General features: G+C 69.2%; 25 protein-coding genes. 14 read left to right on the top strand and 11 right to left on the bottom strand.

Annotated elements, in window-relative coordinates:
• Window positions 1-177 precede the first annotated feature (177 nt).
• Window positions 178-1,533 carry a glycosyltransferase family 87 protein gene (locus ACWDX7_RS27835; RefSeq protein ID WP_451751981.1) on the top strand — a complete coding sequence of 452 codons (1,356 nt, stop codon included), beginning with the start codon at window positions 178-180 and terminating at the stop codon, window positions 1,531-1,533.
• A gap of 27 nt (window positions 1,534-1,560) precedes the next feature.
• Here ACWDX7_RS27835 and ACWDX7_RS27830 read toward each other — a convergent pair whose 3' ends face one another.
• The 3 genes from ACWDX7_RS27830 to ACWDX7_RS27820 form a co-directional block, all read right to left on the bottom strand.
• Window positions 1,561-2,592, bottom strand: a complete 1,032-nt coding sequence (locus ACWDX7_RS27830; protein ID WP_451488786.1) for an alanine racemase — start codon at window positions 2,590-2,592, stop codon at window positions 1,561-1,563.
• Window positions 2,593-2,661: 69 nt separating this feature from the next.
• Window positions 2,662-3,780, bottom strand: coding sequence for a lipid II:glycine glycyltransferase FemX (locus ACWDX7_RS27825; protein ID WP_355408765.1), 1,119 nt, complete (start codon window positions 3,778-3,780; stop codon window positions 2,662-2,664).
• 130 nt (window positions 3,781-3,910) lie between these two features.
• Window positions 3,911-4,225: a hypothetical protein gene (locus ACWDX7_RS27820; protein WP_451488785.1), complete on the bottom strand. Its 315-nt coding sequence runs from the start codon at window positions 4,223-4,225 to the stop codon at window positions 3,911-3,913.
• A 251-nt stretch (window positions 4,226-4,476) separates the two neighbouring features.
• Here ACWDX7_RS27820 and rpsF point away from each other — a divergent pair, with 251 nt between their 5' ends.
• From rpsF to rplI, 4 genes are all read left to right on the top strand, one after another.
• Window positions 4,477-4,767 (top strand): 30S ribosomal protein S6, encoded by a 291-nt coding sequence (gene rpsF / locus ACWDX7_RS27815; protein WP_004950685.1) that lies wholly within the window; start codon window positions 4,477-4,479, stop codon window positions 4,765-4,767.
• A 72-nt stretch (window positions 4,768-4,839) separates the two neighbouring features.
• Window positions 4,840-5,442, top strand: a complete 603-nt coding sequence (locus tag ACWDX7_RS27810) for a single-stranded DNA-binding protein (protein WP_451488784.1) — start codon at window positions 4,840-4,842, stop codon at window positions 5,440-5,442.
• Between the two features lie 43 nt (window positions 5,443-5,485).
• On the top strand, window positions 5,486-5,722 hold the full coding sequence (gene rpsR / locus ACWDX7_RS27805) for a 30S ribosomal protein S18 (protein WP_005315025.1): 237 nt from the start codon (window positions 5,486-5,488) through the stop codon (window positions 5,720-5,722).
• A gap of 18 nt (window positions 5,723-5,740) precedes the next feature.
• The gene (gene rplI, locus ACWDX7_RS27800) at window positions 5,741-6,187 is read left to right on the top strand and encodes a 50S ribosomal protein L9 (RefSeq protein WP_451488783.1); all 447 of its coding nucleotides are present in this window, start codon (window positions 5,741-5,743) and stop codon (window positions 6,185-6,187) included.
• Between the two features lie 149 nt (window positions 6,188-6,336).
• On the opposite strand, the gene ACWDX7_RS27795 is transcribed toward rplI, so the two are convergent.
• Window positions 6,337-7,674 carry an MATE family efflux transporter gene (locus tag ACWDX7_RS27795; protein ID WP_451488782.1) on the bottom strand — a complete coding sequence of 446 codons (1,338 nt, stop codon included), beginning with the start codon at window positions 7,672-7,674 and terminating at the stop codon, window positions 6,337-6,339.
• A 451-nt stretch (window positions 7,675-8,125) separates the two neighbouring features.
• Here ACWDX7_RS27795 and dnaB point away from each other — a divergent pair, with 451 nt between their 5' ends.
• Window positions 8,126-9,592: a replicative DNA helicase gene (gene dnaB / locus ACWDX7_RS27790; protein WP_451488903.1), complete on the top strand. Its 1,467-nt coding sequence runs from the start codon at window positions 8,126-8,128 to the stop codon at window positions 9,590-9,592.
• A gap of 9 nt (window positions 9,593-9,601) precedes the next feature.
• Complete coding sequence (locus ACWDX7_RS27785; RefSeq protein WP_451488781.1) at window positions 9,602-10,987, top strand: serine hydrolase domain-containing protein; 1,386 nt, start codon at window positions 9,602-9,604, stop codon at window positions 10,985-10,987.
• Between the two features lie 9 nt (window positions 10,988-10,996).
• Here the strand turns inward: ACWDX7_RS27785 and ACWDX7_RS27780 are convergent, their stop codons facing one another.
• Genes ACWDX7_RS27780 through ACWDX7_RS27770 form a run of 3 tightly spaced genes read right to left on the bottom strand, consistent with a single transcriptional unit; the run spans window position 10,997 to window position 13,604 of the window.
• Entirely contained in the window at window positions 10,997-12,184 is a 1,188-nt protein-coding gene (locus tag ACWDX7_RS27780; RefSeq protein WP_451488780.1) for a winged helix DNA-binding domain-containing protein, read from the bottom strand.
• Between the two features lie 53 nt (window positions 12,185-12,237).
• Window positions 12,238-12,699 (bottom strand): N-acetyltransferase family protein, encoded by a 462-nt coding sequence (locus ACWDX7_RS27775; protein ID WP_451488779.1) that lies wholly within the window; start codon window positions 12,697-12,699, stop codon window positions 12,238-12,240.
• Between the two features lie 14 nt (window positions 12,700-12,713).
• On the bottom strand, window positions 12,714-13,604 hold the full coding sequence (locus ACWDX7_RS27770; protein ID WP_451488778.1) for a GNAT family N-acetyltransferase: 891 nt from the start codon (window positions 13,602-13,604) through the stop codon (window positions 12,714-12,716).
• Window positions 13,605-13,799: 195 nt separating this feature from the next.
• Between ACWDX7_RS27770 and ACWDX7_RS27765 the strand changes: the two genes are divergently transcribed.
• Together ACWDX7_RS27765 and ACWDX7_RS27760 are read left to right on the top strand one after the other, a co-directional pair.
• Window positions 13,800-14,450, top strand: a complete 651-nt coding sequence (locus ACWDX7_RS27765) for an HAD family hydrolase (protein ID WP_451488777.1) — start codon at window positions 13,800-13,802, stop codon at window positions 14,448-14,450.
• A complete protein-coding gene (locus ACWDX7_RS27760) occupies window positions 14,444-15,766 on the top strand; it encodes a globin domain-containing protein (RefSeq protein ID WP_451488902.1) in 1,323 nt (440 codons plus the stop codon). Before ACWDX7_RS27765 ends, ACWDX7_RS27760 begins: the two co-directional genes overlap by 7 nt.
• 64 nt (window positions 15,767-15,830) lie before the next feature.
• On the opposite strand, the gene ACWDX7_RS27755 is transcribed toward ACWDX7_RS27760, so the two are convergent.
• The 3 genes from ACWDX7_RS27755 to ACWDX7_RS27745 all read right to left on the bottom strand — a co-directional run bounded on the left by ACWDX7_RS27755 (window position 15,831) and on the right by ACWDX7_RS27745 (window position 18,303).
• A complete protein-coding gene (locus ACWDX7_RS27755) occupies window positions 15,831-16,310 on the bottom strand; it encodes an NUDIX domain-containing protein (RefSeq protein ID WP_451488776.1) in 480 nt (159 codons plus the stop codon).
• A 230-nt stretch (window positions 16,311-16,540) separates the two neighbouring features.
• Window positions 16,541-17,749 carry a cystathionine gamma-lyase gene (locus ACWDX7_RS27750; RefSeq protein WP_451488775.1) on the bottom strand — a complete coding sequence of 403 codons (1,209 nt, stop codon included), beginning with the start codon at window positions 17,747-17,749 and terminating at the stop codon, window positions 16,541-16,543.
• A gap of 173 nt (window positions 17,750-17,922) precedes the next feature.
• Window positions 17,923-18,303 carry a phage holin family protein gene (locus ACWDX7_RS27745; RefSeq protein ID WP_451488774.1) on the bottom strand — a complete coding sequence of 127 codons (381 nt, stop codon included), beginning with the start codon at window positions 18,301-18,303 and terminating at the stop codon, window positions 17,923-17,925.
• A 90-nt stretch (window positions 18,304-18,393) separates the two neighbouring features.
• Between ACWDX7_RS27745 and ACWDX7_RS27740 the strand changes: the two genes are divergently transcribed.
• From ACWDX7_RS27740 to ACWDX7_RS27725, 4 genes are all read left to right on the top strand, one after another.
• Window positions 18,394-18,711, top strand: coding sequence for a cupin domain-containing protein (locus ACWDX7_RS27740; RefSeq protein ID WP_451488901.1), 318 nt, complete (start codon window positions 18,394-18,396; stop codon window positions 18,709-18,711).
• 118 nt (window positions 18,712-18,829) lie between these two features.
• Entirely contained in the window at window positions 18,830-19,054 is a 225-nt protein-coding gene (locus ACWDX7_RS27735) for a DUF5326 family protein (protein WP_451488773.1), read from the top strand.
• A 281-nt stretch (window positions 19,055-19,335) separates the two neighbouring features.
• Entirely contained in the window at window positions 19,336-20,082 is a 747-nt protein-coding gene (locus ACWDX7_RS27730; protein WP_451488772.1) for an IclR family transcriptional regulator, read from the top strand.
• Window positions 20,083-20,178: 96 nt separating this feature from the next.
• A complete protein-coding gene (locus ACWDX7_RS27725; RefSeq protein ID WP_451488771.1) occupies window positions 20,179-20,628 on the top strand; it encodes an SsgA family sporulation/cell division regulator in 450 nt (149 codons plus the stop codon).
• A 75-nt stretch (window positions 20,629-20,703) separates the two neighbouring features.
• Here the strand turns inward: ACWDX7_RS27725 and ACWDX7_RS27720 are convergent, their stop codons facing one another.
• Window positions 20,704-22,083, bottom strand: coding sequence for a YibE/F family protein (locus ACWDX7_RS27720; protein ID WP_451488770.1), 1,380 nt, complete (start codon window positions 22,081-22,083; stop codon window positions 20,704-20,706).
• 212 nt (window positions 22,084-22,295) lie between these two features.
• On the opposite strand from ACWDX7_RS27720, the gene thiC reads away from it, so the two are divergent.
• Window positions 22,296-24,083, top strand: coding sequence for a phosphomethylpyrimidine synthase ThiC (thiC, locus tag ACWDX7_RS27715; RefSeq protein WP_451488769.1), 1,788 nt, complete (start codon window positions 22,296-22,298; stop codon window positions 24,081-24,083).
• The last annotated feature ends 293 nt before the right edge of the window (window positions 24,084-24,376 follow it).

Genomic DNA, 24,376 nt, shown 5'->3' with positions numbered 1-24,376 from the left:
TCTCCTGCACGACCTTCGGGTCGGTGTTCTTCACGGCCTCGATGCGCGCGGGGGCCTCGGCACGCAGCTGCTCGATGAGCCCCGGCACCTTCTTGACCCGTACTGCCCACCCAGCAGGACGAGGTCGCCGCAGCAGCCAGTGAGCTCATCGGCGGCCCACTCGGCCGCCATGCGCGGGTGGGCGGCCACTGGCTCGGCCCGGTCCGGGTCGTCGTCCTCGTCGCCCTCGGCATGTTCGCCCTCGGGATGGTGCAGAAGCTGCCCTGCTACGACTGGGCGTGGTTCCGGGGAGCGGGCTCCCAGTACACCCACGCCTGCTACTCCGACATCCCGCACCTGTACGCGGTACGCGGCTTCGCCGACAACCTCACCCCGTATCTCGACCGGTTGCCCGGCGACATGGAGTACCTAGAGTACCCCGTCCTCACCGGGCTCTTCATGGAGATCGCCTCCTGGCTGACGCCCGCCAGCGGCTCCCTGCAGCACCGCGAACAGATGTACTGGATGGTCAACGCGGGCATGCTGATGGTCTGCGCCGCGGTCATCGCCGTGTGCGTCGCCCGTACCCACCGGCGCCGGCCCTGGGACGCGCTCCTCTTCGCCCTCGCGCCCGCCTTCGCGCTCACGGCGACGATCAACTGGGACCTGCTGGCCATCGCCCTGACCGCCGCCGCGATGCTCATGTGGTCCCGCGGCCGGACGGTGCTATTCGGAGTCCTCGTCGGCCTGGCCACCGCGGCGAAGCTCTATCCCGTCCTGCTGCTCGGCGTGCTGTTCGTGCTCTGCTGGCGGGCCGGCACATGGCGCGCCTTCGGAGCCGCCGCCCTCGGTGCGGCCGGCTCCTGGCTCCTCGTCAACGCGCCGGTGATGTACCTGGCCTGGGAGGGCTGGACGAAGTTCTACACCTTCAGCCAGGAACGGCCCATCGACTTCGGCTCCGTGTGGCTGCTCATCTCCCAGCGCTCCGGAAACCCGCTGGACGGGGCCAACACGTACGCGACGGGGCTGACGCTGCTGCTGTGCGCGGGAATCGGCCTGCTCACGCTGACCGCCCCGCGACGACCGCGCTTCGCACAGCTCGCGTTCCTGGTCGTGGCCGCCTTCATCCTCGCCAACAAGGTCTACTCGCCGCAGTACGTCCTGTGGCTCATCCCCCTCGCCGCTCTGGCCCGGCCGCGCTGGCGGGACTTCCTGATCTGGCAGGCCGGCGAGGTCCTGTACTTCTTCGGCATCTGGTTCTACCTGGCCTACACGAGCAGCGGCGACAAGCACCAGGGCCTGCCGGCCGAGGGCTATCAGCTGGCCATCGCCGCCCACCTGCTGGGCACCCTCTACCTGTGCGCGGTCATCGTCCGCGACATCCTGCTCCCCGAGCGGGACGTCGTACGGCGCGACGGCTCGGACGACCCGTCCGGTGGCGTCCTGGACGGGGCACCGGACGTCTTCGTGCTGTCGGACGCGGCGAGGGCGCCGCGGTACGCGGCGCCCTCGGAGGGACAGCGGGTCGACTGGGGCGCGGGCCCCAAGGACTGACCGGCCCGGCCGGTCCCCGGGGACGGCTCAGGCGTCCAGCACCCGGTCGAACTGCGTGGTGGTGTGGCGCAGGTGCGCCACCAGCTCGTCGCCGACCTGCGGCTCGGTGGCGTCGGACGGTACGAACAGGATCGACACCTGCATGTGCGGCGGCTCGGCGAACCAGCGCTGCTTGCCCGCCCACACGAACGGCGACAGGTTCCGGTTGACCGTGGCCAGGCCCGCCCGGGCAACGCCCTTGGCGCGCGGCATCACGCCGTGAAGGGCCTTGGGGGCCTCCAGGCCGACGCCGTGCGACGTACCGCCGGCGACCACGACCAACCAGCCGTCGGAGGCGGCCTTCTGCTGCCGGTAGCCGAAGCGGTCCCCCTTGGCGACGGGCGTGACGTCGAGGACCGCGCCGCGGTACTCGGTTGCCTCGTGGTCGCCCAGCCACAGCCGGGTGCCGATGCGGGCCCGGAAACGGGTCTGCGGGAACTGCTGCTGGAGCCGCGCCAGTTCCTGGGTGCGCAGGTGGCTGACGAACATGGTGTGCAGCGGGAGCCGGGCCGCGCGCAGCCGGTCCATCCACGCGATGACCTCCTCGACGGCGTCCGAACCGTCCGGGCGGTCCAGCGGCAGGTGGAGCGCGAAGCCCTCCAGGCGGACGTCCTCGATCGCCGCGTGCAGCTGGCCCAGGTCCTGCTCCAAGACGCCGTGACGGCGCATCGAGCTCATGCACTCGATGACCACCCGGGCGCCGACCAGGCCGCGGACCCCGTCCACCGAGGACACCGAGCGGATGACCCGGTCCGGCAGCGGCACCGGCTCCTCGCCGCGCCGGAACGGGGTGAGGACCAGCAGGTCGCCCCCGAACCAGTCCTTGATGCGGGCGGCCTCGTACGTCGTTCCCACGGCCAGGACGTCGGCGCCCATCCGGGTCGCCTCTTCGCAGAGCCGCTCGTGGCCGAAGCCGTAGCCGTTGCCCTTGCAGACCGGGATCAACCCGGGGTACTGGTCCTGGATCTGCTTCTGGTGCGCACGCCAGCGCGCGGTGTCGACGTAGAGCGTGAGCGCCATGCCCGTCCGGAACCTCTCCTGAAAAGCTGCGTGGTGCAGCGGTGCGTGGGTGGGTGGGGTGGGGTGAGGTCAGCGGCGCGACATGTAGATGTCGAGCGCCTTGTGCAGCACCTTGTTGAGCGGGAAGTCCCACTCGCCGACGTACTCGACCGCCTCGCCGCCGGTGCCGACCTTGAACTGGATCAGACCGAACAGGTGGTCGTTCTCGTCCAGCGTGTCAGAGATGCCGCGCAGGTCGTAGACGCTCGCGCCGAGCGCGTACGAGTCGCGCAGCATGCGCCACTGCATCGCGTTCGAGGGCCGCACCTCGCGCTTGTGGTTGGCGGACGCGCCGTACGAGTACCAGACGTGCTGGCCGACGGTGAGCATCGTGGCGGCGGCCAGCGGCTCACCCTCGTGCTGGGCGATGTAGAGCCGCATCCGGTTGGGGTCCTCGGAGTTGAGGGCCGTCCACTGGCGCTGGAAGTAGCTGAGCGGGCGCGGGCGGAACTTGTCGCGCTCGGCCGTGATCTCGTACAGGTGCTGCCAGGTCGGCAGGTCGTCGTAGCCGCCCTGGACGACCTCGACGCCGGCCTTCTCGGCCTTCTTGATGTTGCGGCGCCACAGCTGGTTGAAGCCCTTGAGGACATCGTCCAGCGAACGGTTGGCCAGCGGTACCTGGAAGACGTAGCGGGGCTGGACGTCGCCGAAACCGGCGCCGCCGTCCTCGGCCTGCTGCCAGCCCATGCGGCGGAGCTTGTCGGACACCTCGAAGGCGCGGGGCTCGATGACCGAGGCCTCCACGTCACGCAGTCGCTTGACGTCCGGGTCCTGGATGCCGGCCTTGATGGCTGCCGAGTTCCAGCGGCGGATGACGACGGGCGGACCCATCTTCACGGTGAAGGCGCCCTGCTGCTTGAGGTGCGCCAGCATCGGCTGGATCCACTCCTCCAGATTGGGGGCGTACCAGTTGATGACGGGGCCCTCGGGAAGGTAGGCGAGGTACCGCTTCACCTTGGGCAGTTGCCGGTACAACACGAGCGCGGCGCCGACGAGTTCGCCGGATCCGTCGAACCAACCGAGGTTCTCCGAACGCCACTCGTTCTTCACGTCGGCCCACGCCGGGACCTGGCAGTGGCTAGCCGAGGGCAGGCTCTGGAGATAACCCAGATGCTGCTCTCGGCTGATGGTCCTCAGGGACAGGCTCATGCGGGGCGTCTCCTCCGGCGGCTTCGCTGGCTATGGCGCGAAGCCTACTGCGACAGGGGCGCCACCCATCTGGGGGACGGGCCGTGCCCGGGCCGTTAACTGGCCGGCGCCCTGTCGCGGAGTCGCCCGGTCAGCCCAGCCAGCCGCCGAAGAGGCCGCCGTGGGCCATGCCGAGGAAGAAGCCGATACCGGCAGCGCCGAGGCCGACGATCAGCGCGAAGCGCTCGCGTGTCGTGACCGAGATGAACTGTCCGTAGGCGCCGCTCAGGATCCCGATCAGCCCGGTCCACGAGCTCAGCAGGTGCAGGTTCTCGAAGAACCCCGTGACGAACGCCACGCCGCCGAGGATCAAGGTGACCGCCACCAGGGTGTCCTGCAGCGGGTGGGGCTTGTCGTCGGTCGCGAAGAGGGAGATCGAGGACTGGGGTCGCATTGCCTGTGCCATCGGAAGGCACCTCCTGGCTGGAGCAGAGCGGTGCTGCGGGCCGCCCCCGACGGGAGCCGGGGGGCATAGCACCGAGCACACCCGATGGATACAGATTGTGGCCCCCTCCCGCCGGATTTCAACCGGAAGGAGTCGAGCAGGTAGTCTGTACGGTCTGCGCGGTGTCTGCTCTTGGATGCCGTGCGTACGCATCACGACCCTCCTGCCACGGATCGACCGTGGCCGCTGAGTCCAAAGGAGGTGGGTTCCACATGCGTCACTACGAAGTGATGGTCATCCTCGACCCCGATCTCGAGGAGCGCGCAGTCTCCCCGCTGATCGAGAACTTCCTCTCCGTCGTCCGTGAGGGCAACGGAAAGGTCGAGAAGGTCGACACCTGGGGCCGTCGTCGTCTCGCTTACGAGATCAAGAAGAAGCCCGAGGGCATCTACTCGGTCATCGACCTGCAGGCCGAGCCTGCGGTCGTCAAGGAGCTCGACCGGCAGATGAACCTGAACGAGTCGGTTCTCCGGACCAAGGTCCTCCGCCCCGAGACCCACTGAACTTCGGTTCAGCGGTAATCGGGATCGAGTAGCACAGCAGCCCAGCAGCAATCCCCGCCGAGAGGTTCATCCATGGCAGGCGAGACCGTCATCACGGTCGTCGGCAATCTCGTCGACGACCCCGAGCTGCGCTTCACCCCCTCGGGTGCGGCGGTCGCGAAGTTCCGTGTCGCGTCCACTCCCCGCACCTTCGACAAGCAGACCAATGAGTGGAAGGACGGCGAGAGCCTGTTCCTGACCTGCTCGGTCTGGCGGCAGGCGGCGGAGAACGTCGCCGAGTCCCTTCAGCGGGGCATGCGCGTCATCGTGCAGGGCCGGCTGAAGCAGCGGTCCTACGAGGACCGTGAGGGTGTCAAGCGCACGGTCTACGAGCTGGACGTCGAGGAAGTCGGCCCCAGCCTCAAGAACGCCACGGCCAAGGTCGCCAAGACCACCGGTCGCGGCGGTCAGGGTGGATACGGCGGCGGCGGTCAGCAGCAGGGTGGCGGCGGCAACTGGGGTGGAGCCCCCAGTGGCGGCGCCCCGCAGGGCGGCGGAGCTCCCTCCGACGACCCGTGGGCGTCCAGCGCGCCGGCCGGCGGCCAGCAGCCGCAGGGCGGCGGGGGTGGCTGGGGCGGAAGCTCCGGCGGCTCCGGCGGCTCCGGCGGTGGCTACTCGGACGAGCCGCCCTTCTAGGGCAGCTCGCAACCCCACTTCTTGATCACACAGGAGAGACACAATGGCGAAGCCGCCTGTGCGCAAGCCTAAGAAGAAGGTCTGCGCGTTCTGCAAGGACAAGACCGCGTACGTGGACTACAAGGACACGAACATGCTGCGGAAGTTCATTTCCGACCGTGGCAAGATCCGTGCCCGCCGCGTTACCGGCAACTGCACGCAGCACCAGCGTGACGTCGCCACGGCAGTGAAGAACAGCCGTGAGATGGCGCTGCTGCCCTACACGTCCACCGCGCGATAAGGAAAGGGTGACCGACTAATGAAGATCATCCTGACCCACGAGGTCTCTGGCCTCGGCACCGCCGGCGATGTCGTCGACGTCAAGGACGGTTACGCTCGCAACTACCTGGTCCCGCGTGGTTTCGCGATCCGCTGGACCAAGGGTGGCGAGAAGGACGTGGCGCAGATCCGCCGCGCCCGCAAGATCCACGAGATCGCGACCATCGAGCAGGCCAACGAGTTCAAGGCCAAGCTTGAGGGCGTGAAGGTGCGTCTGGCCACCCGTTCGGGTGAGACCGGCCGCCTCTTCGGCTCCGTGACCCCGGCCGACATCGCCACGGCGATCGAGGCTTCCGGTGGTCCGAAGGTCGACAAGCGCCGCGTTGAGCTGGCGTCCCCGATCAAGACCCTCGGTTCGTACCAGGTGTCCGTGCGTCTGCACGCCGACGTCGTGGCGAACCTCGGTGTCGAGGTCGTCGCCGCCTAAGGGCAGCACGCGAAGGGCCGCACCCCCGCGGGGGTGCGGCCCTTCGTCGTTGCCAGGAGCGGGCGGACGGGCGATGTTTCACGTGAAACGTGCGCTCGTCCCCGGCATGTTTCACGTGAAACACTCCCCGGGGCGGCCACGGGATCCGTTCAGCGCGTGGCTCCGGCCACCAGCCACCGGCCCGAGCGGGAGCGCAGCTGCAGGGTGACCATCCGGACCAACATCATCAGTGTCATGGCCCACCACAGCGTCGTCAGGCCGCCGCCGACCGTCGGTACGAGCAGTGCTGCCGGGGTGAAGACGGCGAGCGTCAGCAGCATCGCCCAGGCCAAGTACCGGCCGTCACCCGCACCCATCAGAACTCCGTCGAGGACGAAGACGATGCCGGAGACGGGCTGGGATACGGCCACGACCAGTAGTGCGGGCAGCAAGGCGGCTTCGACCGCCGGATCGCTCGTGAACAGCGGGATGAACACCGGTCTGGCGAGGACGACCAGTAGGCCGAGCACAGCCCCCGCGGCGACACCCCACTGCACCATGCGGCGGCAGACGGCCTTGGCGCCCTCGGTGTCGCCCGCGCCCAGGTAGCGGCCGATGATCGCCTGGCCGGCGATGGCGATGGCGTCCAGGGCGAAGGCGAGCAGACTCCACAGCGACAGCAGGATCTGGTGGGCGGCGATGTCGGCGTCGCCGAGCCGCGCCGCCACGGCGGTAGCGATCATCAGGACGGCGCGCAGAGACAAGGTGCGGACCAGCAGGGGCGCGCCGGCTTGGGCACAGGCCCGGATTCCGGCCGCGTCCGGGCGCAGTGAGGCACCGTGCCGACGGGCGCCGCGTACGACCACCACGAGGTAGGCGGCGGCCATGGCGCACTGCGCGATGACCGTGCCCCACGCGGACCCGGCGATGCCGAGCCCCGCTCCGTAGACGAGGACCACGTTCAGGACCGCGTTGAGCGTGAAGCCCGCGATGGCCACGTAGAGCGGGGTGCGGGTGTCCTGGAGGCCCCGGATCACACCCGTGGCGGCCAGCACCATCAGCATGGCCGGAATGCCGAGGGCGGAGATCCGCAGGTACGTGATCGCGTAGGGAGCGACGGTGTCGGAGGCGCCGAAGAGCGAGATCAGCCAGGGCGCCGCGGGCAGCACCACGGCGACGACGGCCGCGCCGAGCAGGAGGGCGAGCCAGATGCCGTCCATGCCCTGCCGGATCGCCGCCTGGAGGTCTCCCGCGCCGACGCGTCGGGAAACGGCCGCGGTGGTGGCGTAGGCCAGGAAGACGAAGACGCTCACCGCCGTGGTGAGCAGCGCTGCGGCGATGCCCAGGCCGGCCAGCTGGGGGGTCCCCAGGTGCCCCACGATGGCACTGTCGGCCATCAGGAAGAGAGGTTCGGCGACCAGGGCGCCGAAGGCGGGGACGGCGAGTGCGAAGATCTCCCGGTCGTGCCGTCTGGGGGCAGCCTTCGCCGCTGTGGGGGCCTGAGTCATGCGCTCAATCTAATCTTCCACAGGTAATGGACACAAGACCCTTTGAGGGCTTACCGAAGTGCTGACTTGCGCGTTCTCCGCACCTCATTGGAGGTGATCTCGAGACAGTGGCCAATAATTTTCTCCCCCACAGCTGCCTCGATAAGAAACAGCAGGTCAGTGGGGGTGTGAGGGTGGCCGGGGTGATTTTGTCCACAGCGTCGTCCCCCGGTCCGTACACAGCTTGGGGTGACTTACCCACAGCATTGGCACCGTCGTCCACATGTCATCCACACAGCCTGTGGATAACCAGATTGGCTGACGCCGCTCCCGGCTCTACCGTGGTGCGTTGCCCGAGTCGCCCACAGCCGGTCGGGCGCCCGAAATGTCAGAGCCGTGTCGTAGAAAGAGTGCCACGGCGAAGTCCGCTTTGCGGACGGGAGGAGGCGGCCCGGTGAGCATGCCCGAGCCCATGGACGACCCCTGGGCCGACAGCGGTCCAGGTGACCGTCTGCCCGCCCGTCCGCGCCGGAACGGTGAAGGCCGCGGCCGCGGGGACGAACAGCAGGGCCGGGGGCGTGACGACGGCTCCTGGGACGGCGGTGGTGGCGGCGGCTTCGAGCGAGTCCCTCCTCAGGACCTCGACGCCGAACAGTCCGTGCTCGGCGGCATGCTGCTGTCCAAGGACGCCATCGCCGACGTGGTCGAGGTCCTCAAGGGCCATGATTTCTACCGTCCGTCGCACGAGACGATCTATCAGGCGATCCTCGACCTGTACGCCAAGGGGGAGCCGGCCGACCCGATCACCGTAGGCGCGGAGCTGACCCGGCGCGGTGAGATCAGCAAGGTCGGCGGTGCCTCGTACCTGCACACACTGGTGCAGTCCGTGCCGACGGCGGCGAATGCCGAGTACTACGCGGAAATCGTCCACGAGAGAGCCGTCCTGCGCCGTCTGGTCGCCGCCGGTACGAAGATCACGCAGATGGGTTACGCGGCCGACGGAGACGTCGACGAGATCGTCAACAGCGCCCAGGCCGAGATCTACGCCGTCACCGAGCAGCGGACCTCGGAGGACTACCTGCCGCTGGGCGACATCATGGAGGGCGCCCTCGACGAGATCGAGGCGATCGGCTCCCGCAGCGGCCAGATGTCGGGTGTGCCGACCGGCTTCACGGACCTCGACTCGCTGACCAACGGTCTGCACCCGGGCCAGATGATCGTCATCGCGGCCCGCCCCGCGATGGGCAAGTCCACGCTCGCGCTGGACTTCGCCCGGGCCTGTTCCATCAAGAGCAACCTGCCGAGCGTGATCTTCTCCCTCGAAATGGGGCGCAATGAGATCGCGATGCGCCTGCTCTCCGCCGAGGCGCGCGTCGCCCTGCACCACATGCGCTCGGGCACGATGACCGACGACGACTGGACCCGGTTGGCGCGCCGGATGCCGGACGTCTCCGCCGCCCCGCTGTACATCGACGACTCCCCCAACCTGTCGATGATGGAGATCCGGGCCAAGTGCCGTCGGCTCAAGCAGCGCAACGACCTCTCGCTCGTCGTCATCGACTACCTCCAGCTGATGCAGTCGGGCGGCTCGCGCCGTCCCGAGAGCCGCCAGCAGGAGGTCTCGGACATGTCGCGAAACCTGAAGCTGCTGGCGAAGGAGCTGGAGGTGCCGGTGATCGCGCTCTCCCAGCTGAACCGTGGTCCCGAGCAGCGCACGGACAAGAAGCCGATGGTCTCGGACCTCCGTGAATCGGGCTCGATCGAGCAGGACGCCGACATGGTGATCCTGCTCCACCGCGAGGACGCCTACGAGAAGGAGTCCCCCCGAGCGGGCGAGGCGGATCTGATCGTGGCCAAGCACCGCAACGGCCCGACGGCGACGATCACGGTGGCCTTCCAGGGCCACTATTCGAGGTTCGTGGACATGGCCAACACGTAGCATCCGGCCATGGACGAGCTCTCTGAGGATCTGGAACTTCTCCCTGCCACCCGCAGGGCTCTCAGGCACCGGCTGGCCGTCGCGCAGAGCGAAGGCAGGGCGCCCTCGGTGGTGGCGGCCGTCGCGCGGGGCGGAGCGATCGTGTGGGAGGGCTCGCGTACCTCTCTCGCCGGCCACGGGCCCGACGGGGACGTGCAGTACCGGATCGGCTCGATCACGAAGACCTTCACCGCCGTTCTGGTGATGCGGCTGCGGGACGAGGGGCTCTTGGACCTGTCGGACTGCCTGGACAAGCACCTGCCCGGGTCCGGCGCCGGCGAGGTGACCGTCAGGCAGCTGCTGGCCCACACCAGCGGGTTGGCCGCGGAGACCCCCGGCCCGTGGTGGGAGCGCACGCCCGCCTCCCTGCGGCCGGAGCTCGCCGACGTGCTCGGCGAGGAGCCGTTCCGGCACCCGCCGGGCAGTAGGCACCACTACTCCAACCCCGGTTACACCCTGCTGGGTTCGCTCGTCGAGGCGCTGCGCGGGAGGCCGTGGGAGGAAGTACTGCGCGCCGAGGTACTGGAACCGCTCGGTCTGGACCGTACGAGCGGCCTGCCTCGGGCCCCGCACGCGGGTGGCTGGGCGGTACATCCCTGGGCGGACGTCATGATGCCCGAGCCGGTGGAGGACCTGGGGCTCATGGCTCCGGCCGGTCAGCTGTGGTCCACCACCAGGGACTTGGCGCGCTTCGGGGAGTTTCTGCTGCACGGCGACGAGCGGGTGCTGAGCGCCGCGACGGTGCGCGAGATGCGTATGCCGACCGCGCCTCCGGAACCCGGCTTCGCCGAGTTCGGGTACGGACTCGGGATGCAGCTCATGGCCCACGAAGGGCGCCGGCTGGTGGGGCACAGCGGCTCGCTGCCGGGTTTCGTAGCGGGGCTGTGGCTGAGCGAGGCGGACGGCCTGGTGGCGGTGGTCCTCGCGAACTGCACGTCCGGACTGCCTCCCGCCGCCGTCGCGGCGGATCTGGTCGCGATCGTGGCGGAGGCGGAGCCGAAGTTCCCGGAGCCGTGGCGCCCGTTCCACGAGGCCGATCCGGTGGCGCTGGAGCTGTGCGGTCCCTGGTACTGGGGCACGGGGGCGTATGCCGTGCGGCTGACGTCGGACGGGCTGCTGGAGATCGGGCCGCTGGGTGTGACGGGGCGCGCTGCGGCGTTCGCGGCGGACGGCGAGGGCAACTGGACGGGCCTGTCCGGCTACTACGCCGGTGAGACGCTGCGGGCCGTGCGCCGTGCGGACGGCTCGGTGAGCCATCTCGACCTGGCATCCTTCGTGTTCACGCGGGAGCCGTACGACGCCGCAGCGCCGGTGCCCGGCGGGGTGGACCCGCAGGGCTGGCGCGGCATCGGATAGCGGCTGCGCTCAGGCGACGAGTTCGCGCTCCAGGGGCGTGCGAAAGCGCGGGGTGATGCGGGCGTCGCCCACCCAGTCGGCGAGGCGGGCGGCCTCGGCGGTGATGGCCTTCTCGGCGTCGCGGCCGGGGGCGCCCAGCAGCCGCCAGACGATCTCGCCGTCGGCGCGCTGAGCCCAGCCGCCAACGATCTCACCGTTCCACCACACGGTGGGGCCGATGTTGCCGGCGTAGTCGAAGAGCGCGGGCCGGTGGGCAGGGTCGAGGTGGAAGCCCCGGTCCGCCCAGCCCATGCCGCTGGGGTCGAGGGCGGGCAGGAGGGCGGCCCAGGGCTCCGGGGCCGCTTCGGGCGCGGTGTCGCCGGGGCAGACGAGGGCGGTGGTGCCGTCTTCGAGACGGACCGGTTCGGGACCCACGGCGGCGAGGGCCTTGCGTACGTCGGTGAGTGTCCAGCCGGTCCACCACTTGAGGTCGGCCTCGGTGGCCGGCCCGTAGGCGTGCAGCCAACGGCGGGCGATCTCGGCGCGGGCCTCGGCGGGCGGTACGGCCGGCCAGGGTTCGGTGTGGACCCAGCGGTACTGGCTGGAGATCCATGAGCCGCGCGGGCGGTCGCGGCGTATGCGGCCATCGGCGGCCAGGAGGCGGATGACCCGGGTGGCGACGCCGGTATGCGTCTCGTACTTCTTGCCGCGACCGACGGTGATCTTCTGCCGCAGGGCCGGCACGGCGGCGGACAGCTGGCTGCCCGTGCAGGGGCCGCGGGTGTCGAGGGCGTGCAGCGCGGCGGCTTCGGCCTCGGCCAGCCAAGCGGCGTCGAGGCCTTGGCCGTCCTCCTCCAGGTGCTTGAGGAGGCTGTGGCGTTCCTTGGCGGCGATGCCCCGGGCGGTGGAGGCGTCGACGTAGGGGGCGAGTTCGCTGGAGACGGCGAAGAGTGTGTTCCGCATGCTGAGGAGCCGAACGAGGCTCACTTCCTCGTAGAGGGACCGCTCGATGGCATCGGGCCCGCCTTCGGAGAGCCGGGCGCGGACGGAGAGGAAGATCGTCGCGGCGTCGGTGGCGTGCAGGGCGACGACGGAGTCCGCCACCTCGGGCACGGTGGTGGCGTGGGCCGAGGGAGCCAGGCGGTGTCGCCGGCCGAGCCGGTGACGGCGCTCCGCGGCGGTGATGTGGGGCGGGCTGGGGCTGAGGCTGGGGCTCATCTCACGATCGTAGGCCGGACCGCCGACACAGCGGCCCGGCTTCGGGAGGCCGGTCAGAGCTGCAGCTTGAACCCGACGTGGCTGGCGGTGAAGCCGAGCCGCTCGTAGAAGTGGTGCGCGTCGGTCCGGGTCACGTCCGAGGTCAGCTGCACGAGTCGGCAGTTGTGGAGGCGGGACTGCTCGATCGCCCATTCGATGAACCGGGTGCCCAGACCACTTCCGCGTTCGTCGGCGTGGACGCGGACGCCTTCGATCAGGGAGCGGGTGGCACCCTTGCGGGAGAGTCCGGGGATGATCGTGAGCTGGAGGGTGCCGACGACCCGGTCCCCGCGGACGGCGACGACCAGGTGCTGATTCGCATCGTCGGTCAGGCGCTGAAGGGCCGCCAGGTACGGGGTGAGGTCATCCGGGGATTCACGACTCGCGCCCAGGGGGTCGTCGGCGAGCAGGGCGACGATGGCGGGCAGATCGGCCTCGGTGGCAGGGCGGATGGCCGGCTGGACGGCATCGCTCATGGTGGGTGTTCTCCTCACCCGGCGGCCACGGTCAGTGGTGCCCAGCGACGGGTCCAGTCGCCGGGCAGGCCGGGGATGTCCCGGGTCATGACGGCGTTGAACGCCACGGAGCCCAGGCCGTGGTCCTTGAGCCAGGCGATCAGTTCCTCGTGGCGGACGTCGACATCGGTACGCAGCGGGCGTCCGGTGGTGGCGGCGAGAGCGGTGATGAGCGTCTGGGCGCCAGCGGTATCCCGGGCGATCAGTGGGCCGATGACGTGCGTCTCCATGTTGGGCCAGATGGCGGCGTATCCGACGATGTGCCCATCGCCGTCCTCGGCGACGAGCAGCCGGTCCGTGAAAGCGGGAAGCCGCGTGATCATGTGGGTTCGATCGGCCCCGAAGACCTCCGTGTCCAGGCTGATGATCCGTGGGAGGTCCGCGGCGGTGGCCGGACGAACCCGTACGGACTCGCTGACGGTGGTGGGGTCGGCATCGGGGCGGAAGGTGCCCTTGAGCATTTCGGCGCGGCCTGTGGTGTCGAAGCCCAGCGACTCGTAGAGGGGACGGCCGTAGGGCGTCGCGTGCAGGGTCAGGGGGATGCCCTCGAGGACGTCGTCACAGATGTGGGTCATCAGCCGGCGGCCCAGGCCCTGGCGGGCATAGCGGTCGGCGACCAGGACCATCCCGATGGCGGCGAGCTCTGGTTCGGTGTGGCTTCCGCCGTACTGGGTGACCACGCAGACCGCGGCGAGTCCCCGTCCGTCCGGGGCGTCGATGCCGTACCCGTTCCCGGCAGCGAGGAGCAGCGCCCATTTGTGGTCCTCGCGGGGCCAGCCGCGGTCTTCGGACAGATCGGCGCAGCGGTGGAGGTCATCCGGGGTCAGTGCGCGGACCGGAAGTTCAGTGAGGTGTGGTGGTGTCACCGGATCAGCCTGGATCATCGACCGGGGCCCGTCCATAGGATTTGGTACCGATGTTTCACGTGAAACACAGGCAGCTCTCCTCTGCGGCGCCCGCAGGTTTCACGTGAAACATCTGAACGGATTCGTGAACGGGGCGGATGTTTCACGTGAAACGTGCTGCTTCGGCCAGGCGGGCGGGCGTTAGCCTCGACGCTCATGACCTTCCTGCACCTCTTCGACCTCGACGGAACGCTCATGTACGGCTCGGCCGCGCCAGCCGAGATCTCGCGCCAGCTGGGGCTCAGCGCGGAAATCACCCAGTTGGAAAGGGCATTCAGCGCGAGGGAGATCGGTCCGCATCAATTCTCGGTCGCCGTCCATGCGCTGTGGGCGGAGCTGACACCCGCCCACGTCCGGGCGGCGTTCGACGGGTCCCCCTGGCTGGCGGGCATCCAGGAGGTGTGGCAGGAGATCCGCGAGCGCGGGGACTACTGCGCGGTGATCTCCTTGTCGCCGTCGTTCTTCGTGGAGCTGCTCCTGGAATGGGGCGCGCATGCCGCTCACGGGTCGGTGTTTCCGGAGGTGCCGTTCACACGGGCCGTGGAGGAGGGCGGGATCCTGACGCCCGAGGCCAAGGTCACGGTGGCGGACCGGCTCTGCGCGCAGTTCGGGGTGGCCCGAGGCAACTGCGTCGCGTACGGGGACTCGATGACCGACTCGGTACTCTTCCAGGCCGTGCCCGTGTCGGTGGCCGTCAACGCGCGACCGTATCTGGCGAAGCGCGCGACGCACGTCTACGAGGGCCGGGATCTGCGGGAGGCATACCGACTCGTGGGCGCGGCACGCAAGGGAGTTGAGGCATCTTAAGAGGAAAGCCGGTCCCGAGGGCGGGCTTCACGGGTTTTCCCCACGACTCTTGGGGCAGGCTGGCACGCTGTGTGACCCGGAACCACGGATGCGAAGACCGTGGCATGTGCAGACCCACCCAGATGTTCGAAGCGAGGCACCCCATGGACGCTCCGCCCACCAGACCGGCCCGGATACCCTCCGGGGGCGGTGCGACCGAGCCCTCCCCGGACGCCGTGCTCATCCGCCGGACCCTTGCGGAGATCGCACCCATCGCCGACAAGGTGACCTCGTACTTCTACGCCCTGGTGTTCATCAGGGCCCCCGATGTGCGGGGCATGTTCCCCGTCGCCATGGACGCACAGCGCGACCGGCTGCTGAAGGCGCTGCTGACCGCCGCCGAGCACATCGACGATCCGGACGTACTCACCCCCTACCTGCGCCGGCTGGGCACCGGACACCGCAAGTACGGGACCATGGCGGGGCACTACCCGGTGGTCGGTGAGGCCCTGCTGGGTGCGCTGGCCCGGTACGCGCACAGCACGTGGAGCACGGAGGCGGAGGCCGCGTGGGTGCGGGCGTACACCACGATCTCCCAGATCATGATCGACGCGGCCGCGGAGGACGAGGTGAAGGCCCCGGCGTGGTGGCACGCGGAGGTGGTCTCCCACGATCTGCGCACCCCGGACATCGCGGTGCTGACGGTCCGCCCAGATCAGCCGTACACCTTCCTCGCGGGGCAGTACACGAGCCTGGAGACACCGTGGTGGCCTCGGGTGTGGCGGCACTACTCCTTCGCCTCGGCGCCGCGCGCCGACGGACTGCTGTCCTTCCACATCAAGGCCGTCCCCGCCGGCTGGGTGTCCAACGCACTGGTACGCCACGCGCGGCCGGGGGACGTGCTGCGCCTCGGACCGCCCGCCGGATCCATGGTGGTGGACCACACCACGGACAACGGGATGCTCTGCCTGGGCGGCGGTACCGGAATCGCCCCGATCAAGGCCCTGATCGAGGATGTGGCCGGCCATGGTGAACGCCGCCCCATGGAGGTCTTCTTCGGGGCGCGCAGTGACAACGATCTGTACGACAAGGACACGCTGCTGGGGCTGCAGCGCTCGTACCCCTGGCTGTCGGTGCGCCCGGTGGTCGGTGACGGACTGGCCGGTCAGCTTCCGCAGGCGGTCGGTGAACACGGGCCCTGGAGTTCGTACGACGCGTTCGTATCCGGCCCGGCCGCGATGATCCGCAGCGGTGTGGACGAGCTCAAGCGGATCGGCATTCCGGGCGACAGGATCCGCTACGACGCCGTGGAAGAGCTGGCGGGCATCGCCGGCTGAGACCGGCGTGCCGGCCACCGGCCCCCCGTACGGGCATCTGTCCCAAGTGACGGCGGCTGAGCCGTCACCCCAGGTCGGGAGCGTGCATGGCCCGGACCCCCTCGATGTTGCCGTCCAGGTAGTGCCGCAGGGACAGCGGGACCAGGTGGACGGCGGCGATGCCGACCCGGCTGAAGGGGACGCGGACGATCTCGTACTCCCCTTGCGGCTGATCGATCTCCGGGCCGTGCCGCTGGCTGGGGTCCATCGATTCGAGGTGGCAGACGAAGAAGTGCTGCACCTTCACGCCGGTCACGCCTCCGGCGGCGATGTGCTCAACGGTGTCGACGAAGCAGGGCACCACATCGGTGATCTTCGCGCCGAGCTCTTCGTGGACTTCTCGGTGCAGGGCGTCGACCACGGTGGCGTCCGTGGGTTCCACGCCCCCTCCGGGCGTCAGCCAGTAGGGATCGACGCCTGGTTTGGTGCGCTTGATCAGGATCAGGTCGTCACCGTCGAGCAGGATCGCGCGGGCGGTGCGTTTGACCACAGGACGTTCGGTCATGGGAGAAGAGTGGCCCACGACTCCGCTTCTGAAACGCCCAGCGGGCCGCGAATGGGTGGGCTCACCAGTGCGCGGTGGACCGCAGGTCAGCAGCGACCACGGACACGACCACGGCCGCGCCGGAGGCCGCACGGCCGCTGGGTCAGTACCGGGTCCAGGCAGCGGCGGCCCGAGCCGCCAGCAGGGGCTCGGGCCGTCTGTTCGGCGTCTCTTCAGTTGCCGCCTGCTGCTCAGTTGCCGCCTGCTGCGGATCCAAGGGCCCGCAGGAGGTCCGCGATCAGGTCTTCGGTGTCCTCGGCCCCGGCGGAGAAGCGGATGAATCCCTCCGGCACGGCGTCGCCGCCCCACCGTCCCCGCCGCTCCGCCGTGGACCGTACTCCACCGAAGCTGGTTGCGTCCTCGACCAGGCGCAGGGCGGTCATGAAGCGTTCCGCATGGGCGCGGTCGGGCAAGGTGAAGGAGACCACCGATCCGAAGCCCCGCATCTGGCCTGCGGCCGTCTTGTGGGACGGGTCCGCGGGCAGACCCGGATAGCGTACCCCGCTGACGTCGGCGCGGCCGGCCAGCGTCTCGGCGACGGCCAGGGCATTGGCCCACTGCCGCTGGGCGCGCAGGTGGATGGTGGCCAGGGAGCGGTGCGCGAGCCATGCCTCCATCGGCCCCGGGATCGCGCCGACGATCTTGCGCCATCGTCGGACGCGGGCGGCGAGCTCCGGGTCGCGGCAGACCACGTAGCCGAGCAGCAGGTCGCCGTGGCCGGTCAGGCCTTTGGTGCCGCTGGCCACGGAGAAATCAGCACCCAGTTCCAGGGGCCGCTGGCCCAGCGGGGTGGCGAGGGTGTTGTCGACGGCGACCAGGGTCCCTGCGGCGTGCGCGGCGTCCACGAGGCGTCGTATGTCGCACACGTCGAGCCCCGGATTCGAGGGGGTCTCGATCCACAGGAGCCGGGCGCCGTCCACCACCGCGAGTTGGGCGTCGTCGCGGGTCGGGGCGGTGCGTACACGGATTCCGTATGCCTCCAGCTGCTCCCGCAGCAGGGGCAGTGCCTGGTAGCCGTCGTCGGGCAGCGCGACGGTGTCACCTGTGCGCGCGTGGGAGAGGAGGACGGCGGAGATCGCGGCCATGCCGGAGGCGAAGACGATCGTGTGCACGTCCTGACCGGGGGCTTCCAGTTCCCCGATCGCCTTTTCCAGCAGGGTCCAAGTGGGGTTGGTGTCACGCCCGTAGGTGTACGGGCCTTCGACGTCACCGGGGAGGTGGAAGTGGGCGGCGAAGACGGGGCCGGGCAGGGGCGGTTCGTTCTTGACGGGCTCGGGCAGCCCGGCGCGGACGGCCAGGGTGCCGTCTCCGAGCCGTTCCGCCGGGGCCGCCCCTGCCTCTGCTGGCGTTCCGTGTCCCGCGCCGTCGTGGCGGCCGTCGTCGTCATGGTGGTGGGTCACGCGATGGTCTCCTTCACAACTTCGCGTACGGCGGCCGGGCCTGTGCAAGCGCCGTCCACGCGACCGGACCCGTGAGATCGGGCCCGGCCGCCCGGGCGCCGAAGACGGACTCGGTCAGGGGAGGGCGGAAGGTGCCGCCGGTGCAGAGGAAGCACACGCGGTCCATGGGCCGTTCAGTTCTTGTCAGGCAGGACCAGGTTCACGGCCCACGAGACGATGGAGATGATCAGGGCGCCGACCACAGCGGTCCAGAAACCGTCGACATGGAAGCTGAGGTCGAGCTGCTCGGCCAGCCACGACGTCAGCAGCAGCATCAGGGCGTTCACGACGAGGGTGAACAGCCCGAGTGTGACGATGAACAGCGGTAGTGAGAACAGCTTCACCACGGGCTTGACGATGAAGTTGACCAGGCCGAAGACCAGCGCGACCAGGACCAGGGTGAGAGTGCGTCGGCCCATGCTGCTGCCGTCGTCGAGGGTGATGCCGGCGAGCAGCCAGATGGCGACGGCCAGGGCTGCCGCGTTGGCGAGCGTCTTGACTACGAAATTCGTCATGTGTCTGATCGTGGCAGAGAAGATCCCCGTGGGACATCGGCAGATCAGCGGATGCCCCGACGAAGAGCGACTACGAAGGGCACGACGACGATGAAGGCCTTCCGGCTGGACGAGCTCGAAGCGGAGCGCATCGCCAATGACGGCGCCTATCTGCAGTTCCTGCGCGAACGCAACATGTCGGTCGGGCTGTACGCGCTCGACGCCGGGCAGAGCGACCCACAGCAGCCGCACGGCCAGGACGAGGTGTACTTCGTCGTGAGCGGCCGGGCCTCGATCACGGTCGGGGAGGAGACCACGACGGTGGCGCGCGGCAGCGTGGTCTACGTCCCGGCGGGCGTGCCGCACAAGTTCCACCACATCACCGAGGACCTGAGGGTGATGGTGGTGTTCTCCCCGCCGGAGAGCTGAGCCGCTCTGCCCCTAGGGGGTGGATCAGGGGACTCCGAGGGCTGGCGGGCCCCCGGGCGGGTCCGCGACCTCCTAGCATCGAGAGCAGGAACGCACGGACGAAGAAGAGGTTGAGGCCATGGACGGGATCCGACAGACATTCGCTGGCATGCCCTGGTGGGTCAAGTGGGTCGCCGTTCCGCTGCTCGCGCTGTTCGTCTTCGGCGGGGTGATCACCAGCATCCTCGGCGCGCTGATCGGGTTCGTCTTCAAGCTGCTCCTCTTCGCCGCCCTGGTTGGCGGTCTGCTCTTCCTCGTGAAGAAGGTCCGCGGCGGTTCGAAGTCCTCACCCGGAGGGTGGTAGGCGCCCCTGGGGCGCGGACCCGCGCATTGAGCCAGGCGGGGGAACGTGACGCCCGAAACCGCCCGCCCCGGGAGAACCGGTCGATAGAGTCCACTTCTGTGCCGTTCCCTGGGCACCGAAATATGGCACTACCGGTCTGACCTGCGGTTACATCAAGCAGTCGCCGAGTACGACCCCCAGGATTCACGGCATACGCGGGGGAGGCCCCCGCAGGGCGGGCCTCCCCACAGGCTCGCCACCACGCCTGGGGGTGAGCTTTGGCTTCCGTTCACAATGCCGTTGTGCCGACTCTCATCGGTTCCGTACAGAGGGCGCTGAGGCTCCTCGAAGCGGTGGGGTCCCATAGCGCGGGAGCCCCGGCGAAGCAACTGGCGCGCGAGGCCGGCGTTCCGCTTCCCACCGCCTACCACTTGCTGCGCACCCTGACGCATGAGGGCTACCTGCGCAGGGAGAGCGGAGTCTTCGTGCTGGGCGAGGCGGCCGGGCGGCTCGCCGGCGGAGGGCTCCAGCAGAAACGTCGCAGCATGATCCTCGACTCCCTCCCGCATCTCCGTGACGCTGTCGCGGCCCCCGTCTACTTCGCGGTCTACCGTGAGGGTGAAATCCAGGTCGTAGGCGTCTCGGACACCCCGGCCCGTCCGGCCTGCGAGGAGTGGGCCGACTTCCGGGCGACCGGCCACGCGCACGCCATCGGCCAGTGCCTGCTCGGCCAGCTGGACGAGAAGACGCGCAAGGACTACCTCGACCGGCATCCCGTCGAGGCGATCACCCCTTACACCGTGCCGGACCTGCGCTCCTTGGAGCAGCGGATCAGCTCACTCGGCCGAATGGAGACTGTTACCGAGCGGCAGGAGTATGCCCTCGGCACGGTGTGCGCAGCCATCCCGATCACAGCGAGTGACATTGTTGCGACCGTGGCGATTTCTCTCCCTCTGCACCAGGAAGGCCGATTGGCCCATGCGGTGGATCGGCTGCGCAGAGAAGTAGGCGCGCTGCTGGGCACCCACTCGTTCTCTATCAGTATCTGAAAACTCACTCCTTGTGATCTGCTGGCGCTTCCACCACTCTTGTCAAGAGGGCCCTGGGGGATCATTCCTGGCCACTTCCAGACATCGGGGTAGGCAATGCGCGAATCGGTACAGGCAGAGGTCATGATGAGCTTCCTCGTTTCCGAGGAGCTCTCCTTCCGGATTCCCGTGGAACTCCGGTACGAGGCTCCGGATCCCTACGCAGTCCGCCTGACCTTCCACCTTCCCGGAGACGCGCCCGTGACCTGGACGTTCGGCCGGGAGCTCCTCCTCGACGGCATCAACAAGCCGTGCGGTGACGGTGACGTGCACATCGAACCCACGCACCCCGAGGAGCTGTCAGATGTTCACATCCGGCTGCAGGTCGGCGGTGACCGGGCCCTGTTCCGAGCCGGCGCGGCGCCGCTCGTGGCGTTCCTCGACCGCACCGACCGCCTCGTACCGCTCGGTCAGGAGCGGAGCCTGGGCGACTTCGAGGGGAACCTGGACGAGGCGCTCGGGAGGATCCTGGCCGAGTCGCGGCAGAACGAGCAGAACGCGGGCTAGTACGGGGCTCCCGGAGCCGGCACCGGGCCGGCACCGGCCGCCCCCTCGTGCCGCCGCTGTGCGGCAGCACTTCCTTCAGCGCTTGCGCCGTCGGCCCCGGCCGCCGCGGACCGGACCCGAGGCCGCTGCGCCGACCGGGGTTCCCGGCCGGTCGGCGGAAACGACCAGCGCCGCCAGCGCCGTTGTCACCGGGACCGACGCCACGAGCCCGATGGAGCCCACGAGGGTCCGTACGATCTCCTCCGCGACCAGCTCGCTGTTGGCCACCGACCCCATGCTGCTGTTCGCGATGGTGAACAGGAGCAGCAGCGGCAACGCGGCGCCCGCGTAGGCGAGCACCAGGGTGTTGACCACTGACGCGATGTGGTCCCGGCCGATCCGGATGGCCGCCCGGTACAGGGCCCGGGGTCCCATCGCCGGGTCTGCGTGGTGGAGTTCCCAGACCGCCGACGTCTGGGTGACCGTCACGTCGTCGAGGACACCCAGCGATCCGATTATCACGCCCGCGAGCAGCAGACCGCTCATGTCGATGTCCGGGTAGAGCCCGTGGATCAGCCCGGTGTTGTCGTCGGTGTTGCCGCTGAGGAAGGCCCAGTCGATGAACAGCGAACCCAGCACCCCGATCAGCAGAAGTGAGACGAGTGTGCCGAGCACGGCCACCGAGGTACGGGCGGTCAGGCCGTGGCACATGTACAGCGCGATGAGCATGATGGCGCTGGCCCCGACGACCGCGACGACCAGCGGGTTCGAACCCTGCAGGATGGCGGGGAGGATGAAGAGCGTCAGGACGCCGAAGCTGACGACGAGCGCGATCAGCGCGAACAGTCCGCGCATCCGGCCCACGAGGACGACCGCCACGGCGAAGATGCCGGCCAGCAGGGCCATCGGGAACTTGCGGTTCACGTCGATCACGGAGTACTGGAGGTCCCGGGGCGCGTCCGGAGCGTACGCGACGACCACCCCCTGGCCGTTCTCCAATTGCCGCGGCGCGCCCGGCTGGACGATCTCGACGAAGGTCCGGCCCTTGTCCGGTCCGGTTCCGACCTCGACGGTGGCCTTCTTGCACTGGCCGGTCTGGGCGGCCTGGGCCTCGCGGCCCTGAGGGGTGGAGGTGTCCCCGGTGGGCGGTACCTGCGAGGCGTTCACGGACTTGCAGTCGACCTGTTCGAGCGAGACGACCTTGCCCTGCTGGGTCTGCCGGTCGAAGCCCACTCCCGTGCGGTCGTGGTCGGGGGTGCCGCCAGGCCAGAGCACCGCCATGCCGATGACGACGGCGGTGGCGAAGGGGATCAGTACGGCCGCGATGACCTTGCGCAGGTGCTGGGAGACGGGAGCCGCCGGGCCGTGGCTGTGGCTGTGGGAATGGCCTGGGGCATGCCCGGGGCCTGAGTGTTCGTGGCCGGTGTGGCCAGTGGGCTCAGTGGGCTCGTTGGGGGGCTGCGGCGAGGACGTCACCGACCGATCATCGCAAGAGATGAGGGGGCCCACTGTTCAGCACGCCACAGATGACGCTAGCGTGGGGGCACCTTTGCACAACGCGGGAGCTCGGAGCACCGGGCTGAGAGGGCGCTGATCACCGTACGCGGCTAAGAAACGCGTACGGGAAGAGGCTGCGTCGACCGCCGAACCTGTTACCGGGTAATGCCGGCGTAGGGAGATCAGGTCTCATGACCATTCAGGACGCACGCACGCCTGCCGTCAGCCAGGACGCCGACGGCCAGACCGAGCGCCAGCCGGGCTGGCACAAGGGGTACCTGGCGGGCTCCCGCCCCGACATCCGGGTGCCGGTCCGCCAGGTCCACCTCACCAACGGTAAGGACGTGACGCTGTACGACACGTCCGGGCCGTACACCGACCCGCAGATCGAGACCGACGTGCGCCGCGGCCTGCTGCCGCTGCGCGAGAACTGGATCATCGGCCGCGGCGACACCGAGGAGTACGCGGGCCGCCCCGTGCGCCCCGAGGACGACGGAATCAAGCACACCTCGCCGCGGGGTGGCCTGAAGAACCTCGACGCGGTGTTCCCGGGCCGTCCGCGGCAGCCCCGCCGGGGCCGTGGCGGCGCTGCCGTCACGCAGCTCGCGTACGCCCGCCGGGGCGAGATCACCCCGGAGATGGAGTACGTCGCCATCCGCGAGAACGTCGCCCCCGAGGTCGTCCGCGAGGAGATCGCCGCGGGACGCGCCGTGCTGCCGGCGAACGTGAACCACCCGGAGATCGAGCCGATGATCATCGGCAAGCGGTTCCTCGTGAAGGTCAACGCCAACATCGGCAACTCCGCGGTCACCTCCTCCATCGAGGAGGAGGTGGACAAGATGACCTGGGCGACCAAGTGGGGCGCCGACACGGTCATGGACCTCTCGACGGGCCGCAACATCCACACCACGCGCGAGTGGGTGCTGCGCAACTCCCCCGTCCCGATCGGAACCGTGCCGCTCTACCAGGCATTGGAGAAGGTCGACGGCCGCGCCGAGGACCTGACCTGGGAGATCTACAAGGACACGGTCATCGAGCAGGCCGAGCAGGGCGTCGACTACATGACGGTCCACGCCGGCGTGCTGCTGCCGTACGTGCCGCTGACCGCCCGCCGCAAGACCGGCATCGTCTCCCGCGGCGGCTCGATCATGGCGGCGTGGTGCCTGGCGCACCACAAGGAGAACTTCCTCTACACGAACTTCGAGGAGCTCTGCGACATCCTCGCGACGTACGACGTGACGTACTCGCTGGGCGACGGTCTGCGTCCCGGCTCCATCGCCGACGCCAACGACGCGGCGCAGTTCGCGGAGCTGAAGACGCTGGGTGAGCTGAACACGATCGCCAAGCGGCACAACGTCCAGACGATGATCGAGGGCCCCGGGCACGTCCCGATGCACAAGATCAAGGAGAACATCGACCTTCAGCAGGAGATCTGCGAAGAGGCGCCGTTCTACACGCTCGGCCCGCTGACCACGGACGTCGCGCCCGCCTACGACCACATCACCTCCGGTATCGGCGCTGCGATGATCGCCTGGTGGGGCACCGCGATGCTCTGCTACGTCACGCCCAAGGAGCACCTTGGCCTGCCCAACCGTGACGACGTGAAGACCGGGGTCATCACCTACAAGATCGCCGCGCACGCCGCAGACCTGGCCAAGGGGCACCCCGGTGCCCAGGAGTGGGACGACGCGCTGTCGGATGCCCGGTTCGAGTTCCGCTGGGAGGACCAGTTCAACTTGGCCCTCGACCCGGTCACGGCCCGTGAGTTCCACGACGAGACCCTCCCGGCCGAGCCGGCCAAGACCGCGCACTTCTGCTCCATGTGCGGTCCGAAGTTCTGCTCGATGAAGATCTCGCAGGACATCCGCCGCGAGCACGGCGGGGACCTGAAGGCCGACGAGATCCAGGCGGGTATGGCGGAGAAGTCGGCGGAGTTCGCTGCTTCGGGTAACCGGGTGTACCTCCCGCTGGCCGACTGACACGTCAACGGCTCGACGCCTCGGCCGTGGATGTTTCACGTGAAACATGGCCGGTGAGCCCGAACGCCCCCGCTCGGGACACCACACGGTAAGGAAATGCTCAACGCAAGCCCCACCCCGTACCACCAGGGGGCGGATCCGGGGTGTATCCGGTCCAGGGCGCGGTAGCGCGCCCTGGACCGGGCGGCCACATGGCGGCCCCGGCCGCAGTATTAGATACTCTTCGCGAATGGCCCTTACCTTCACCTTCGACCCGGTCATCGATCCCGCCCTGCGCGACGGCATCACGGACC

This window comes from Streptomyces sp. NPDC003034 (assembly GCF_053591375.1).
Note: the sequence above shows the minus strand (reverse complement) of the source record. Positions and strands in the feature narration are given on the sequence as shown.